The sequence below is a fragment of the Streptomyces sp. FXJ1.172 genome (genome assembly GCF_001636945.3).
Classification (GTDB): domain Bacteria; phylum Actinomycetota; class Actinomycetes; order Streptomycetales; family Streptomycetaceae; genus Streptomyces.
Map to the genome: position 1 here is coordinate 5,717,813 of NZ_CP119133.2, position 15,151 is coordinate 5,732,963.

A 15,151-nucleotide genomic window follows, 5' to 3' on the forward strand; every position below is an offset into this window, starting at 1 on the left:
GGCGTGCCGGTCAGCTAGGAGAGCCGAGCCATGTACGACGAAGAGCAGCACCCCGAGCACGGTCCGCTCGCGGGCTTCACCGTGGGCGTCACCGCCGCGCGCCGGGCCGAGGAGCTGGGCGCTCTGCTCCAGCGGCGCGGCGCCGCCGTCCTGCACGCGCCCGCCCTGCGGATCGTGCCGCTCGCCGACGACGGGGAACTCCTCGCCGCGACGAAGGAGATCATCGACCAGGTCCCGGACGTGGTGGTGGCCACCACGGCCATCGGCTTCCGGGGCTGGGTGGAGGCGGCCGAGGGCTGGGGCCTGGGCGATCCGCTGCTCGGCAGGCTCCGGGAGGCCGAGCTGCTGGCCCGGGGCCCGAAGGTCAAGGGAGCGATCCGTGCGGCCGGCCTGACGGAGGAGTGGTCGCCGTCCTCGGAGTCGATGGCGGAGGTCCTGGACCGCCTCCTGGAGGAGGGCGTGGAGGACCGCCGTATCGCGGTACAACTCCACGGCGAACCGCTGCCCGGCTTCGTGGAGTCTTTGCGTGCCGGTGGCGCGGAGGTGCTCCCGGTCCCGGTGTACCGCTGGATGCCTCCGGAGGACACGACCCCGCTGGACCGTCTGCTGGACGCGACGGTGGCGCGCTCGGTGGACGCCCTGACCTTCACCAGCGCCCCCGCGGCGGCGTCCCTGCTCTCCCGGGCCGAGGACAGGGGCCTGCTGCCGGAGCTGCTGTCGGCCCTCTCCCACGACGTGCTGCCGGCCTGCGTGGGCCCGGTGACGGCGCTCCCGCTCCAGGCGCAGGGCGTGGACACGGTCCAGCCGGAACGCTTCCGCCTCGGCCCGCTGGTCCAGCTGCTCTGCCAGGAACTCCCGGGCAGGGCGAGGGCGCTGCCGATTGCGGGTCACCGGGTGGAGATCCGGGGCCACGCGGTCCTGGTGGACGGCGACCTCAAGCCGGTCCCCCCGGCGGGCATGTCCCTGCTGCGGGCCCTGGCCCGCCGCCCGGGCTGGGTGGTGGCCCGTTCGGACCTGCTGCGGGCGTTGCCGGGCGCGGGCCGCGACGAACACGCGGTGGAGACGGCGATGGCCCGCCTGCGCACGGCCCTCGGCGCGCCGAAGCTGATCCAGACGGTGGTCAAGCGGGGTTACCGCCTGGCGCTGGACCCGGCGGCGGATGCGAAGTACGCGGACGTGTGAGGGAGCCGCCCCACCCCCGTACACGGCGGTGATCCACGAGTGCGCGCTGCACATGGGTTACGGCGGCCCCGAAACTGTGCGCGCCCAACTTCACCACCTCGTGGAGATGAGCGAGTTGGACCACGTGACCGTGCGGGTCATCCCGTTCGGCAAGGGCTCCTTTCCCGGCACGGGACAGTCCATCGACTATCTGGCCGGGTCGGTTCCGCAGCTCGACACCGTCCAGTTGGATGCCCACCATGGCTGCGAGTTCCTCGATGCCGAAGCCCAGTTGGAAAAGTACCGGCTCGTTCTCGACCGCATGGAGGACAACGCCCTGAAGCCCGCAGAGTCCCGTGACCTGATCCGCCGCATCGCGCAAAGCATCTGAGGTACCCGTGCCCGAACTCCACTGGAAAAAGTCCAGCTACAGCCCCGACGCCTCCAACTGCGTGGAAGTGGCCCCCACCCCCACCCCCACCACCATCCACATCCGCGACTCCAAAACCCCCACCACCCCCCACCTCACCGTCACCCCCTCCACCTGGACGGAGTTCCTCAGGTACGCGGAAGCCCACTTCGGGGAAGAGGGGTGACCCTCTCCCCAGAAGTGGGCGGCCGGGTCGTGATGGTCCGGAGCCTCGCTCACTCCTCGTCGTACTCATCGTGCCGCCGCCACCACACGCCCTTCTCGTTGCGGCCGAGGGGGGCGCGGTCGAGCCACTGGTACATGCCCCAGAGGGCGTCCAGTCCGCGGGAGTACGACGAGTAGGTGTGGTAGACCGTGCCGTCCTCCAGGGCGAACGCGCTCATGCCGGGGCCCTCTCGGCGGTAGGTCTCCCAGTCCGTGCCGACCATCGACTCGCTGAAGGTGTCGTGGGAGGTCTTCTCCTCGGGCGTTGCCGGACGCAGGTCCTGCTCGCCGAAGTTGTACGCGACGACTCCCGCTTCCCACTCCTCCTTGGTGTGCGCCACCCCGAAGTCGAAGTTGAAGTCGCTGCCGTGGGACGACGCCCAGGGGAAGGTCCAGCCCATCCGCTCCCGGTACGCGTGGAGCTTGGCGAGCGGGGCCCGTGACACCGCCCAGAACATGACGTCGTGGTGGGCGAGATGGGTCACGGTGTCGTTGAAGCCGTCGGCGATCGCCGAGCAGGACGGGCATCCGGCGGTGTAGTCGGGGCCGAACATGAAGTGGTAGATGAGGAGCTGGGAGCGGCCCTGGAACAGGTCGGCGAGCGACGCCGTACCCTCCTCGGTCTCGAAGCGGTAGTCCTTGTCGACCCGGACCCAGGGCAGTTCCTGCCGGCGCCGGGCCAGTTCGTCGCTGCGCCGGGTCAGCTCCTTCTCGGCGTCGAGCAGCTCCAGCCGTGCGGCGAGCCACTCCTCGCGTGTTCCTGTCTTGTGACTGGTCATGGCCTGTCTCCGGTTCTTGTTCCGTTCCTTGTTCCGTGTCGTTACATCCCTGGCGGCATGAGCCCCGGAACCAGCGCGGGCTCGACGACGATCACGAGTCCGAGCCCGACGATCGCCAGCGCCAGCGGAACGTCGACCACGCTCCTCGCGGGCAGCAGCTTCTGGGCGGAGGCGAGGACGGCGACCACCGACATCCACAGCAGGCTCATCACGCCCAGCGCCACCAGCATCGCCATCAGCCCGACGGTCGAGCCGGCGCAGTACAGCCCGAACCTCAGCCCGGACCCGGACCCAGGGCTGGAATCGTCGCGGCAGCGCGCGCGGAAGTGCCGTTTGACCGGTGTGAGTTCGTACACTCCCGCCGCGATCACCACGACGCCGGCGACCGCCGATCCGTGCGGCCGGTCCACTGCGTACGGCACGACACCCGCGAGCGCCCAGACGGCCAGGTAGCCTCCGGCGAAGGGCAGCGCGGCGCGCGGTCCGCCGGTCTTGCGGACGTGCCGGGCGACGGCCGGAGCCGCGCCCGGCAGCATCATCGCCGCCATCATCGTCGTCCACGTCAGGGCGAAGAACCCCGGCGGACCGGGGCTGGTCGCCGTCCCCATGTCCATGCCGTGCATCAGCCCGGCCGCGGCTGCCCAGCATGCCGCGGCGAGCCCGAGCGTCACCCCCAGTGCGATCGCCGACGCGGCCGGCCGGCGGAAGTCCGCGTTCGCGTTCACGGTCGGTTCTCCCTCCGTGGTGGGCGCGGGCGCGCCCGGACCCCGTCACGTGGAGCCGCGTGCCTGCCCGTCAAGGTGGTCTTTCAGCGCGTCGAGCGGGCTGTCCCAGTCGCGTGCCAGCGCGGCCAGGAACTGCTGGGCTATTCGCATCGGCGCGGACCTCAGCCGGTACCGCACCCGGCGTCGTTCACCCGGTTCGGCCGTCACCAGACCGGCCTCGGCCAGCAGGGCCAGGTGTTTGGCGATCGCCTGCCGCGTGATCGGCAGCCGGCCGGCCAGGTCCGTGGCCGTGGCCGGGCCCCCCGAAGCGAGCGCGGCCAGGATGGCGCGCCGGCTCGGGTCGGCCAGGGCGGCGAAGACCTGCTCGGCGATCGCCTCGATGTCAGGCTGCGACATCGAGGTGGTCGACCAGCTCGCCCAGCTCGCGCGCCCAGCCCTCGGCGTGGTCGTCGTACTCGCTGCGGCGGGTCTCGTCCGGCAGCTGGGCGAAGCCGGTCTCGACCACCGTCAGCCGGGTGCCGGAGGCGACCGGTTCGAGGGTGAACTCCACGTAGGTGCGGCGCGGGTCGTCCTCGGGCAGTCCGGGCACGCGCCACGTGTAGCCGAACACCGTCGGCTCCTCCACCCGCTCCACCCGCATGTCGGCGAAGTGCCCGCCGTCCCACTTCATCCAGGCCGAACCGCCCGGGCGCAGATCGATCTCGGCCTGCTGGCCGAACCAGGCGCTCAGTCCCTCAGCCGTGGTGAGCGCCGCCCACACCGCGGCAGGGGGGTGCGCGATCTCGACGGTCCGCTCGATGCGATCAGGGAATGCCATGACTGCCTCCACAGGTTTATAGCAACCATCTGATTGCGACAGTATGGCAACCGGACGGTTGCGTCAAATCGTCGGTTCCGCCGCCTGTCGGTGCGTAATCCCACCGGCGATTGCCTGCGCATATGTTTGCCATGACCTTCCCTTTGTCCGCCTCCCCTAGGGTCGGAAGCCGCAGTTGCGAACCGGGGGGAGACGACGGCGATGGGTGACGGCAAGGTCCCCGGCAAGGTGCTGGACATCAAGACCGCCGACATCAAGGCGGCGGCACCGGCCTTCCAGAAGGGCGCCGTCGACCTGAGTACGGCCCTGACCACTTTGATCAAGACACTGGACGGCCTCGGCGAACCCTGGGGACATGACGACCAGGGCAATCAGTTCGGCGGCGCCTACAAGCCGCACCAGAAGTCGATCGAGAGCGCGGCGGGCATCCTGGTCCTCGGTCTGACGAGCATTCACGAGGCCATGGTGGACATGTCGGACGGGCATGTGGACAACGACAAGCTCGTCGCCGGAATGTTCACGGAAGTGAAGACCCCCAAGCAGAGTGACGGTGCCGGTGAGCGTTGAGTCCAAAGCCCGCCACATCCTTCTCGACCTGGGCCTGTGGTGGCCGGAGGCCGACCCCGACAAGCTGCGGGACGCTGCGAAGGCGTGGCGTGCGTTCGCCGACTCCGTGGACGACGTCCGGGCCCCTGTGCACCGCAGCGCGTCCTCGATCATCCACAACAACACGGGTGAGTCGATCGAGGCGTTCCACAAGTTCTGGGACCGCTACGCCAAGGGCAAGGACGGCGGCTGGCTGAGCGACCTCGCGAAGTCCTCGCGGGACATGGCCGCCATGCTCGACAAGTTCGCCCACATCATCGACGACGCGATCAACAAGCTCTGGGCGCGGATCGCCATCGACGCGGTCGTGATCGCGGGCGGAGTCACGCTGGCCGTGCTCACCGCGGGCATCGCCTCGGGTGCGGCGGCAGCGGCGGCGGACGCGGTCATCGAGTTCGGCGCCACGATCGGCGTCGGGGTCACCGGCGCGGTGGCCGACATCATCGCAGGTGCCTTCGTCGGTATCGGGTTCGGCGGGGTCGAGTCGGTCACCATCGACGCCGCCGTGGCCCAGCCGCTGCAGATGGCGGCCGGACTGCAGCACGGCTTCAGCCTGGACGAGGTCAACCAGGCCGCCAAGGACGGCATGATCTTCGGCGGCGCCCTGGGAGCAGGCGGCGGCCTGCTGAAGGCGAGCATGGAAGGCGGCCTCGCCGACACCACCCCACTCCCGCTGCGCCCGCCCTCCCTGCGCCCCGACCTGGTCGATCTGGGCACGGCGGCCCGCAACGCCGACGACACCCCCTGCGTGGGCGAACCCATCGACGTGGCAACCGGCGCCATGCTGATGACCCAGACGGACCTCACCCTGCCGGGGAGCCTGCCGCTGGAGTTCACCCGCGCCCACCTGTCCTCGTACCGGGGCGGCGTCCGCTTCGGCCCGACCTGGATCTCCACCCTGGACGAGTGCCTCCAGATCGACGGCGAGGGCGTCGTCTTCGCCGCCGCGGACGGCATGCGCCTGGTGTACCCGGTCCCCGAACCCGGCGTGCCGACCATGCCGGTGAAGGGTGCCCGCTGGCCCCTGGAGTGGGACGGCAAGCCGGACGGCGCGATGACGGTCACCGACCCGTCGACGGGCGTGACCCGCACCTTCGCCGCCCCCGTACCCTCCCCCTCCTTCGGTGTGTTCCACCTGGCCCTGGACTCGTGGAGCGACCGCAACGGCAACCGCATCGACGTCGAACGCGACGACGAAGGCATCCCCTTCGGCATCCGCCACTCAGGCGGCTACTACGTCGCCGTCGACACCCAAGGCCCCCGCATCACCGCCCTGCGCCTGCTGGACGAGCCGCCCTCCCGCTACCGCCGGGGCACCGCGACCGACGAGGGCACGGTCGTCATGCGCTACGGCTACGACGCCTCCGGCAACCTCACCGAGGTCATCAACTCCAGCGGCGAGCCACTGCGCTTCACCTACGACAGCGAGGGCCGCGTCACCCGCTGGACCGACCGCAACGGCACCTGGTTCGGTTACGTCTATGACGAGCGCGGTCGGGTCGTCCGCACCGAGGGTGTCGACGGCATCCTGTCCGGCTCCTTGGACTACGACGACGCGAACCGCACAACCAGGTACACAGACTCCCAAGGCCGTGTCTCCGTCCACCAGTACAACGCCGCGGGCCAGGTCGTGGCGGTGACCGACCCGCTTGGCCACGTGACTCTCACCGAGTGGGATGAGCACGGAACCCGACCACTCGCGGTGACCGACCCGCTGGGACACACGACCCGGTACACCTATGACGACGTCGGCAACCTCACCGAACTGACCCTGCCCGACGGCTCGGTGGCCCGCGCGACGTACAGCGCGCTGAGCCTGCCGACGCAGGTCATCGAGCCCGGCGGCGCGACCTGGCACCACACCTACGACGAGCGGGGCAACCTGCTGACGACGGTGGACCCGACCGGCGCCGAGACCCGGTACGCGTACGACGATGCGGGCCGTCCGACGGCGATAACGAACGCGCTCGGCCACACCCGCACCGTGGCTTACGACAGGGCGGGGCTAGCCGTCGCCCTGACGGACGAGTTCGGCCTCACGACTTCGCTCTGCCGGGACTCCTTCGGCCGCATCGTCAAGGTGACGGATCCGCTGGGCCACACCATCCGCATGGGTTGGACCACCGAGGGCAAACCGTCCTGGCGGGAACAGCCCGACACTGCACGGGAGATGTGGACCTGGGACGCGGAAGGCAACCTGCTCGCCCACACGGACCCGGCAGGCATGACGACCCAGCTCACTGCGACACACTTCGACCTGCCAGCTGCCCGGACAGATCCGGACGGTGCCAGTTACGACTTCACCTATGACACCGAGCTGCGCCTCACCGCTGTCCGCAACGCCCAGGGGCGCACCTGGTCCTACATTTACGACGAGGCCGGCCGACTGGTCGCCGAGACGGACTTCAACGGGCGCACCCTGACGTACGCCCATGACACGGCGGGTAACCTGACCGCCCGGACCAACGGCGCGGGCGAGGTCTTGTACTTCACACGGGACGCGCGTGGCCGAGTCATCGAACAACATGATGACGCGGGCGACATCACGAGATATGAGTACGGTGGCGACGGCAGGTTGTCACGGGCTCACAACGCGGACGCCGAGATAGTGCTGGAGCGGGACGCGTTGGGACGCGTGCTGTCCGAAGCCGTGAACGGCGGTACTACGACGTACGAGTACAACATGCTCGGGCGTTGCACCCGTCGGGTCACACCCTCCGGACTGGTGTCGACCTGGACATATGACGAGGCGGGACGCCCGGCGGCACTGCACTCGGACGCCGGCTGGCTGGCCTTCACACACGACGCGCTGGGCCGTGAGACCGAGCGCACGGTGGGTGAGAGCGTGAGCCTGGCCCAGCGCTGGAGTGCTACGGGCCGACTGACCACGCAGTCGGTGACAGCGACGGCGACATCGAGCGAGGCCGATCGACTTCTCCAGCATCGCAGTTACGCGTACCGAGCTGACGGCTACATCACCGAGATCCGCGAGCTGACGTCTGGCACCCGCCAGTTCGACCTGGACGGCGCAGGCCGTGTCACGACTGTGCACGCTCAGGGCTGGACTGAGACGTACGCCTACGACTCGGTGGGGAACCTTGTGCAGGCGACGGCACCCGGACACAGCTCTCCCGGTGAGCGCGAGTTCGACGGCACGATCATCCGCCGTGCGGGCCGTACCTCCTACGAACACGACGCGCAGGGAAGGCTGATCCGTAAGACGCGCAGGTTGCTCAACGGGCAGACACGGACCTGGACGTACTGTTGGAGCGCCGAGGACCGCTTGACCGAGGCGGTCACACCGAACGGTGACCGATGGCGGTATGTCTACGATCCATTCGGTCGGCGTATCTCCAAACATCGTATCGCCGAGGACGGATCGCCAGCAGATCGTGTCGAATTCTCCTGGGACGACACCCGCCTCATGGAGCAGGTTCGTACCGACGGCAGAGTCACGACGTGGGACTACGAGCCAGACACGCACCGTCCGGTCGCACAGACCGACCACAGCCGAGTCGATCGCAGCTCCGGCACTTCCTTCCTCGCGAAGCTGGCTCAAGAGACGGATCCGGAGACCGCTACACGCTTCCACGCGGTGATCACTGACCCCGTCGGCACTCCCATGGAGCTTGTGTCGGCGTCCGGGGACGTCGCCTGGCAATGGCGGACCTCACTGTGGGGCACCCGCATGCCTGGCTCTGCAGCCGATGACTCCAGCCTGGACTGCCCGCTTCGGTTTCCCGGCCAGTACAGCGACGCAGAGACGGGTCTGAATTACAACCGCTTCCGTTACTACGACCCCGACACCGCCCGGTACACGGCTCCCGACCCGCTCGGCCTGAAGCCGGCGCCCCACGATTACGGCTATGTGGAGAATCCTTGGGCTGCCAGCGACCCACACGGGCTCGCCAAGTGCCTCGACGACCTGTCGAAGAGCGGCGAGCGACCGGACAAGGGGAAGCTCACCCGTGCCGGACGCGAATACCAGAAGCACATGAACCGGGGAGACCTTGTTGTCGTGCCCGGCAAGCAATTGGATTCGTCCGGGCAGAACCTGCTCGATGATATTCTGACCAACCCGAACACGACACAGGTTCCCGTGACTTCGGGAAACTTCGCGGGAGGAACCCGCTACGTCATGCCGGATCCGGGCGGCGGCCGCGGATTCGGGGCTACATTCGACGCCAATGGCGATTTTCAGTATTTCGGACGGTACTAGCCATGACCACTCTTCTCCCCTGGCTCGAGGAGCCGCTCTACCGGGAACGGTTGGCGACTCTCCTGTCAGACCTCGCAGACGCACCTCTTACAGCGGTGCGCTATGTAGCCCCGTCGGGTGGAACGTGGCCCGAAGGCCATCGCGCAGACCGTGGCGCGCACGAAGTTGACATGGCGGTTGCCCTCACCCTGGGCAACGGGTGGATTCTGGCCGCGTCCTGGGCCATGGATGGCCTCAACGAAGGCTTGGCCCTTCAAATGACGGAACCGGGTGAGGTATCAGACCTCCCTGGAACAGCGGTCGACGTGTCCGGACGATCCGAGTGGTCCGAGTTCCTCGGGACAACCCTCACCGGCATCACGCCTGTGACACACGTACCGAATGAAGGATGCCCGGCAATGCCCTGGGCTGTCCGGCTTGATTTCTCTGCTACCCCTCCTGTGACAGTCGCCCTGGGAGAGTCCGCTGGCCTCGGATTCACCTACATGCCGGACTCATTGGTCGTTATTTTTGATGAGAATGAGGCCGCCGGATACAGAATTCCCGCCAGCTCCGAACCTGCCCTCGGGCGCAGGTAATAGCGAGAGGAACGGTCGGTACGGCAGGCCAACCCCGAGCTTTTCGCCACTCGGGGCCGGTTTGGCCTCCCGACGAACCCTGGACCGACCGAGGCGCGGAACGACGAAAGGAACGCCGAGAGAATGCAGCACCTCGCCGCCGGGGCGCACGGACCCTCCCCGGTGATCGACATCGTCTTCGCCATAGGAGGCATGGTTTTCCTGTGGTGCGGACTGAGTTGGGCGTTCGATGTGCGGGGGATCGCCACGCGCAGAGCCGAACGGATTCACCGTAGGAACCAGGAGACGTGGGCGATGGGCCGTCTCGGCGGGTCTCCGAACCTTTTCGCGTCTGCCGGGTATCTGCGGTTCCTGGGCGCTGTCATGGCAGGTGCCGGACTTCTCCTGCTCGTCGCGGTGTATGCGCTGTGGCACCTGGGCTGACCCCACCGGTCAGGAGTAGGTCCAGCGCCATCTGCTCCCGCTGGGGGCGCACGTGATGCTCGTGCCGGAGGCGTCCGTCGTCGTCGCTCCGTGGTCGCTGTTGCGGCAGAACTCGCCGGCGGAGTAGCAGTTCCCCGCGTTGGAGACGATGGAGCAGGTGCCCGCTGCGCTCTGGCTGCCGGTGCCGCCTGAGCCGGCGTCACCGGAACCGGAGCTGTTGTCGGCCGACGCCTGGGCGGTGACCGTCACCGTCGCCTTGACCGTCTTCGTCACGGTCGGTCCAGGTGCGGGCTTCGCGGTGGCTGTCGCCGTGGCGGTGGCGGTGGCGGTGACGGTCGCGGTCGGCCGGGGTTGACTGGCCGCCGTCTTCACGCTGTTGCCGTCGCCGTGCTGGCCGCCACCGCCCGCGCCGATCCCCAGGAAGAAGGCGAAGCCGATCGCGGGCAGTACGTAGCGCTTCCGGGCCCACTTCGGAGCCGGGCGCACCGGCGGGGTGGGTGGCGGCGGCATGTATGGGCTGGTCACTCGTCCCCCCTGGGAAGTCTCAGGAGCGACGACGGTAGCCCCGAAGCGCCCAGATCTGTGAGTAATGCGTAGGAGAGGTGATGAATTTGTGATGATCAACCCGTGTGGTGGGCCGCTGGGTCCAGCCCCGCGGCCCACCTGCCGCTCAGCCCGCGGTCACTGGGTGACCAGGGTCCAGTGCATGTCCTGCAGAGTCTGGAAGATCGGTACGAAGTACACGCCCTGCACGCACCAAGGCGTGCGCACGCCGCTGTCGAGGACGTACTCCGACGACGGGCAGGTGACCGTGCGGTCCAGGGCCGTGATCATGCCGCGGGCCTCGTCGGAGGTGTAGTTGTTCACGCCGGCGAAGACCGGTCCCCCGCTGTCGCCGTTCGCCGCCGCGATGTGGTCCTTGGTGCTTGACGTGGCATAGGCGAGGTCGGTGTCCGGCCGGTAGACGCCGTTCGCTCCTGTGACCCCGATGTCCGTCGCGGAGATCTGCACGCCGCAGTGCACACCGGAGTTGGCGCCGTCGGTGCAGACGTAGTCGCCCACGTTGTTGTGGCCCCAGCCGGTGACGGGCTTGGAGTACCCGTCGGTCTCGTTCGCCGGACCGTCGTACAGACGCCCGGCGGACTGCCCGGACGGCAGGCTGATGCCCAGGGCGTCGTCCGACGCGAGCCGCTGGGCGCTGTCGGTGGTGCCGATGAGCCTCCCGCCCCAGTACGTATGCCACACACCACCGCGACCGTCGCAGTGGTAGGCCGCGCTGAGTTCGTACCGCCCGTCGGAGGTCTTGACGCTGAACGCACTGGAACAGACACCCCCGCCGGGGTTGCGCAGCGCCGCCCCGCCGTGCCACGGGGTGTCGTCCTCCTGCCGGGAGGAGAGGTCCACGCTCAGCGGCTGGTAGGCCACGGTGGTGCGGACCCCGGTCAGGCGGTCCGTGGCCGCCTTGACCGCACTCGACCTGTCCTGGCGGGCGGCTGACGTCAGCGGGTCCATCCGGTCGCTCCTGCCCGCGCCCCGGTCTTCGTCGTAGCCGATCCGCAGCCCGCTGCCGTCGACCGCGGGGCCGATGCTGGTGATGCGGAGGGGGACCGATGTGCCGGCGATGTGCAGATCCGCGGGTCTCCCGCCGCGAAGAAGCCTGGCCCGGGCCGCGTGCAGATCGGCCTTGGAGTAGCGGGCCGGAAGCACCGAGGCGCGCACGCCCTTGGGCAGGTGGGCGAGGATGCGCCGTACCCGCTGCGGCGGGTCGCCCTTCCAGTGCAGACGCAGGCTGTTGTGGAGCGGGTCGACTTCGATGTCGGTGAAGCCGGGAATCCTGGCGCGGTCCGATTCGGAGAGTCCCTCGGTGATCCGGCCGGCGATCTTGTCGAGAGTTTCCTGCTTCTTCTCGATCGAGACTGGGTGCGGATGCGTCGACGCGCTTGCGGAAGGGGACGCGATGAAGGGGAGGGACAGGGCCAGCGCCGCGACGGGGAGGGCTATGGCCGCCCGTCCGCGGCCTCTGCCGGATCTCTTCACAGAGCCTCATTTCGTCAGTTGTCTCCCCCGGGGAGTGGGGGTTCGTCGTAAATGACGTGCGCGGGGGCACAGTCGTTGGCACGCTGCCCCGGTGAATCGTGAAGAGATCTCCCGCATCGCTCATGCCGAACACCCCATCAAGTCCCCGCTCGACGACGACTCGGTGCGCCGGCTGCTGGACCGCGGCCTGCCGAGGGGCGACGAGCGGGTGCTCGACCTCGGCTGCGGGCAAGGGGAATGGCTCCTGCGTGCCCTGGCCGCACACCCGCGGGTGCGTGCCGAGGGCGTGGACCTCTCCGCGGACGCCCTGGACCAGGCGGCCGCCGCGGCACGCGACCTCGGTGTCCAGGACCGTCTCGTCCTGCATCACCGCAAGGCCGAGGAGTTCGCGTCCGCGGAGCCCTTCGACGTCGTCCTCAGCTTCGGGGCCGCGCACGCCTTCGGCGGACTGCTGCCCACCCTCGCCGCGGCCCGCGAACACCTCGCTCCCGGTGGCCGGGTCCTCGTCGGGGACGGGTTCTGGGAGCGTCCGCCGTCGCCGGAGGCCGTCGAGATGCTCGGGGACTTCACCGATCTGGCGGACACCGTGGACCGGGTCGTCGCCGACGGCTGGATCCCGGTCGACGGGCACGTCAGCACGCGCCGGGAGCTGGACGACTACGAGTGGGCCTGCTGGGGGTCGCTGGCCGCGTGGGCCCTGGACCATCCCGACGATCCGGACAGTGCGCAGGTGCTGGAGACGGCCCACACCCGCCGTACCGAATGGCTGCGCGTCTACCGGGACACCTGGGGCTTCGTCTCGCTGGTCCTGCGCCGGGCGGGCGACTCCGTCTGACCCCGGTACGGGGGGTTCCGGCGCGGCGTCCGGGCGGGCACTGTGAGGGAGAGCCCAACGGTTCCTGCCTAGGCGGTGACAGGCACATGGCATTCGACGCCGGACGGATCTGTCTCGATCTTCTCGCCACCTCGCATCCGGACGAACGGCTGGACAGCGCCGGGGCGTTGGGTGTGTGGATCGGGGGCGCGGGCCTGGTGCCGAGCGGTACGTCGCTCGCCCACGCCGAGGGGCATTGGGTGGTCCGGTTCCAGGAACTGCGGTGGCTCGTCCGGCAGTTGGTGCTACCCGGCGGCACAACCCCGGACACCGGCTCGTACGGCCGCGCCCTCGCCCGTCTCAACGACCTCGCCCGGCCCGCGCCCCCCGTCCCCTGCGCCGTACGCCGGGAGGACGGCCGGCTCGCCAGGGCGCTGGCCGAACCTCCCTCCTGCTCCGCGCTGCTCGCCCTCGTCGCCCGGGACGCCGTGGAGCTGCTCACCGACCCCGTCGCGCGGGCGGCCGTACGGGAGTGCGAAGGAGACAACTGCCCGCTGGTGTACCTGGACACCTCCCGGGGGCGGCGCCGGCGATGGTGTTCCAGTGAGGTCTGCGGGAACCGGGAACGCGTGGCCCGGCACCGGCGGCGGGCCGCCCTCGCACGTGCCTGAGCGAGGTGACGCCCCCTCTCCTGCCCTCTCCGCCAAGTGATTTGCGTAACAGCCGGTTTCCCGGGCCGGCCGGCCGGGCAGCTCTGCCGCTCAGGATCCACCCCCGGCGATGTGTCGGAAATGTAAAGATCATGCGGTGGGAATGTGCTCGCATGTCCCGCTCGTCACGCCACTCCCAAGAAAACTGCCACTTCCGTTTGAACACCTCAGCACTCGTTTCCGTACGGGTGGGCGAGCGACCGACTGGGGGAACCCCCGGACACCGGAGGTGGGCGTGCGCAAGGATGCGGCCGTGGCCAATGAACGTGGATCGAGGGCCCGACATCGCATGTCCTCACAGCCCTCGGAGCCCGATGAGGAGTTGATGCGTGCGCTGTATCGAGAGCACGCCGGACCTCTGCTCGCGTATGTCCTGCGGCTGGTCGCCGGTGACCGGCAGCGCGCCGAGGACGTCGTACAGGAAACGCTCATCCGTGCCTGGAAGAACGCCGGTCAGCTCAATCGGGCGACCGGATCGGTACGCCCCTGGCTGGTGACGGTTGCACGCCGCATCGTCATCGACGGCCACCGCAGCCGGCAGGCCCGGCCGCAGGAGGTCGATCCGTCGCCGCTGGAGGTCATCCCCGCGGAGGACGAGATCGACAAGGCGCTGTGGCTGATGACGCTGTCGGACGCGCTCGACGACCTGACCCCGGCCCACCGGGAGGTACTCGTCGAGACGTACTTCAAGGGGCGTACGGTCAATGAGGCGGCCGAGACGCTGGGCATACCCAGTGGCACGGTGCGGTCTCGGGTGTTCTACGCCCTGCGATCGATGAAGCTGGCACTGGAGGAGCGGGGGGTGACGGCGTGATGAGCAATGGATACGGGGGGATGCCGGGATTCGGCATGGGTGGTCCGGGTATGTCTGGCCCCATGAACCCCAGTCCGGGATCCGCGGTGCCCAGCGAGCACGAGACCGTCGGCGCCTACGCCCTCGGGATCCTCGACGACGCCGAGGCAACCGCTTTCGAGGCGCATCTCGCCGGCTGCGAGTGGTGCGCCCAGCAGCTGGACGAGCTGGCCGGGATGGAGCCGATGCTGGCCGCGCTCGCGGACCTGCCGGGCTCCGGAAGCACCCCGGCGATCGGGGACTCGCTGTCCGCCAAGCCCACTCCGCGGCTGGTGGAGAGGCTGGTCGACGAGGTCGCGGAGAAGCGCGCCCAGAAGCGGCGGCGCTCCTTCTACATGATCGCCGCGGCGGCCGCGCTGATCATCGCCGGACCGCTGGCCGCCGTCGCCGTGAACGGCGGCTCGTCGGGCGGTGGCGGTCAGGTCACCGCGTCCTCCGCGCAGACCACCTTCTCCGCCATGTCCGAGAAGAAGTCGGCCACCGACCCGTCGTCCCACGCCAGCGCCACCGTCGGCATGGAGCAGAAGGACTGGGGCACCCAGACGGTCCTGGAGCTGAAGAACGTCCAGGGCCCGCAGAAGTGCTCCCTGGTGGCCGTCGCCAAGAACGGGCAGCGTGTGACCATGTCGTCGTGGTCCGTGCCGAACTGGGGCTACGGCTTGCCGGACGCGAAGACGGACGACGCCAAGAAGCCGCTCTACATCGGCGGTGCCACGGCCTTCAAGCCGAACGAGATCGACCACTTCGAGGTCGTGACCTTCGACGGCAAGAAGCTGGTGCAAGTGAACGCGTAGC

General features: G+C 69.2%; 15 protein-coding genes and 1 pseudogene. 10 read left to right on the plus strand and 6 right to left on the minus strand.

All coding sequences use genetic code 11. The features are described from left to right. The first annotated feature begins 30 nt into the window (after positions 1 to 30). From A6P39_RS25555 to A6P39_RS25565, 3 genes and pseudogenes are all read left to right on the plus strand, one after another. Positions 31 to 1,182 (plus strand): uroporphyrinogen-III synthase, encoded by a 1,152-nt coding sequence (locus A6P39_RS25555; protein ID WP_067048106.1) that lies wholly within the window; start codon positions 31 to 33, stop codon positions 1,180 to 1,182. A gap of 10 nt (positions 1,183 to 1,192) precedes the next feature. Next, positions 1,193 to 1,552 (plus strand): annotated as a pseudogene (locus tag A6P39_RS25560) (DUF5753 domain-containing protein); the annotation flags it as partial. 7 nt (positions 1,553 to 1,559) lie between these two features. Beyond that, positions 1,560 to 1,757: a DUF397 domain-containing protein gene (locus tag A6P39_RS25565; protein ID WP_079133503.1), complete on the plus strand. Its 198-nt coding sequence runs from the start codon at positions 1,560 to 1,562 to the stop codon at positions 1,755 to 1,757. A gap of 49 nt (positions 1,758 to 1,806) precedes the next feature. Here the strand turns inward: A6P39_RS25565 and A6P39_RS25570 are convergent, their stop codons facing one another. The 4 genes from A6P39_RS25570 to A6P39_RS25585 are packed head-to-tail and all read right to left on the minus strand — an operon-like array spanning position 1,807 to position 4,116. Continuing rightward, positions 1,807 to 2,574 (minus strand): DUF899 domain-containing protein, encoded by a 768-nt coding sequence (locus tag A6P39_RS25570; RefSeq protein WP_067048111.1) that lies wholly within the window; start codon positions 2,572 to 2,574, stop codon positions 1,807 to 1,809. A gap of 41 nt (positions 2,575 to 2,615) precedes the next feature. Next, positions 2,616 to 3,299 carry a DUF2182 domain-containing protein gene (locus A6P39_RS25575; protein ID WP_067048113.1) on the minus strand — a complete coding sequence of 228 codons (684 nt, stop codon included), beginning with the start codon at positions 3,297 to 3,299 and terminating at the stop codon, positions 2,616 to 2,618. 45 nt (positions 3,300 to 3,344) lie between these two features. After that, positions 3,345 to 3,695 (minus strand): ArsR/SmtB family transcription factor, encoded by a 351-nt coding sequence (locus tag A6P39_RS25580; RefSeq protein WP_067048114.1) that lies wholly within the window; start codon positions 3,693 to 3,695, stop codon positions 3,345 to 3,347. Beyond that, positions 3,682 to 4,116: an SRPBCC domain-containing protein gene (locus A6P39_RS25585; protein WP_067048116.1), complete on the minus strand. Its 435-nt coding sequence runs from the start codon at positions 4,114 to 4,116 to the stop codon at positions 3,682 to 3,684. The genes A6P39_RS25580 and A6P39_RS25585 overlap by 14 nt, the downstream gene beginning before the upstream one ends. Positions 4,117 to 4,317: 201 nt before the next feature. Here A6P39_RS25585 and A6P39_RS25590 point away from each other — a divergent pair, with 201 nt between their 5' ends. The 3 genes from A6P39_RS25590 (at position 4,318) to A6P39_RS25600 (ending at position 9,942) form a co-directional block, all read left to right on the plus strand. Next, a complete protein-coding gene (locus A6P39_RS25590) occupies positions 4,318 to 4,683 on the plus strand; it encodes a hypothetical protein (RefSeq protein WP_067048119.1) in 366 nt (121 codons plus the stop codon). Then, positions 4,673 to 8,941, plus strand: coding sequence for a DUF6531 domain-containing protein (locus A6P39_RS25595; protein WP_267893335.1), 4,269 nt, complete (start codon positions 4,673 to 4,675; stop codon positions 8,939 to 8,941). The genes A6P39_RS25590 and A6P39_RS25595 overlap by 11 nt, the downstream gene beginning before the upstream one ends. A gap of 701 nt (positions 8,942 to 9,642) precedes the next feature. Beyond that, a complete protein-coding gene (locus tag A6P39_RS25600) occupies positions 9,643 to 9,942 on the plus strand; it encodes a hypothetical protein (RefSeq protein WP_234378978.1) in 300 nt (99 codons plus the stop codon). A 9-nt stretch (positions 9,943 to 9,951) separates the two neighbouring features. On the opposite strand, the gene A6P39_RS25605 is transcribed toward A6P39_RS25600, so the two are convergent. Both A6P39_RS25605 and A6P39_RS25610 read right to left on the minus strand, forming a co-directional pair. Next, complete coding sequence (locus A6P39_RS25605) at positions 9,952 to 10,467, minus strand: hypothetical protein (protein WP_067048120.1); 516 nt, start codon at positions 10,465 to 10,467, stop codon at positions 9,952 to 9,954. A 156-nt stretch (positions 10,468 to 10,623) separates the two neighbouring features. Continuing rightward, entirely contained in the window at positions 10,624 to 11,979 is a 1,356-nt protein-coding gene (locus tag A6P39_RS25610; RefSeq protein WP_067048122.1) for a S1 family peptidase, read from the minus strand. 91 nt (positions 11,980 to 12,070) lie between these two features. Between A6P39_RS25610 and A6P39_RS25615 the strand changes: the two genes are divergently transcribed. The 4 genes from A6P39_RS25615 to A6P39_RS25630 all read left to right on the plus strand — a co-directional run bounded on the left by A6P39_RS25615 (position 12,071) and on the right by A6P39_RS25630 (position 15,150). Further along, complete coding sequence (locus A6P39_RS25615; protein WP_067048125.1) at positions 12,071 to 12,814, plus strand: SAM-dependent methyltransferase; 744 nt, start codon at positions 12,071 to 12,073, stop codon at positions 12,812 to 12,814. An 86-nt stretch (positions 12,815 to 12,900) separates the two neighbouring features. Further along, complete coding sequence (locus tag A6P39_RS25620) at positions 12,901 to 13,464, plus strand: CGNR zinc finger domain-containing protein (RefSeq protein WP_067048127.1); 564 nt, start codon at positions 12,901 to 12,903, stop codon at positions 13,462 to 13,464. A gap of 268 nt (positions 13,465 to 13,732) precedes the next feature. Further along, the gene (locus tag A6P39_RS25625; protein ID WP_030167252.1) at positions 13,733 to 14,317 is read left to right on the plus strand and encodes a sigma-70 family RNA polymerase sigma factor; all 585 of its coding nucleotides are present in this window, start codon (positions 13,733 to 13,735) and stop codon (positions 14,315 to 14,317) included. A gap of 62 nt (positions 14,318 to 14,379) precedes the next feature. Further along, positions 14,380 to 15,150, plus strand: a complete 771-nt coding sequence (locus A6P39_RS25630; RefSeq protein WP_234378979.1) for an anti-sigma factor family protein — start codon at positions 14,380 to 14,382, stop codon at positions 15,148 to 15,150. The last annotated feature ends 1 nt before the right edge of the window (position 15,151 follow it).

Bases quoted from the DNA above. Each gene is read 5' to 3' on its own strand.
- A6P39_RS25555 (WP_067048106.1), top strand. From the start codon at position 31: ATGTACGACGAAGAGCAGCACCCCGAGCACGGTCCGCTCGCGGGCTTC.
- A6P39_RS25570 (WP_067048111.1), bottom strand. From the start codon at position 2,574: ATGACCAGTCACAAGACAGGAACACGCGAGGAGTGGCTCGCCGCACGG.
- A6P39_RS25580 (WP_067048114.1), bottom strand. From the start codon at position 3,695: ATGTCGCAGCCTGACATCGAGGCGATCGCCGAGCAGGTCTTCGCCGCC.
- A6P39_RS25585 (WP_067048116.1), bottom strand. From the start codon at position 4,116: ATGGCATTCCCTGATCGCATCGAGCGGACCGTCGAGATCGCGCACCCC.
- A6P39_RS25590 (WP_067048119.1), top strand. From the start codon at position 4,318: ATGGGTGACGGCAAGGTCCCCGGCAAGGTGCTGGACATCAAGACCGCC.
- A6P39_RS25600 (WP_234378978.1), top strand. From the start codon at position 9,643: ATGCAGCACCTCGCCGCCGGGGCGCACGGACCCTCCCCGGTGATCGAC.
- A6P39_RS25620 (WP_067048127.1), top strand. From the start codon at position 12,901: ATGGCATTCGACGCCGGACGGATCTGTCTCGATCTTCTCGCCACCTCG.
- A6P39_RS25630 (WP_234378979.1), top strand. From the start codon at position 14,380: ATGAACCCCAGTCCGGGATCCGCGGTGCCCAGCGAGCACGAGACCGTC.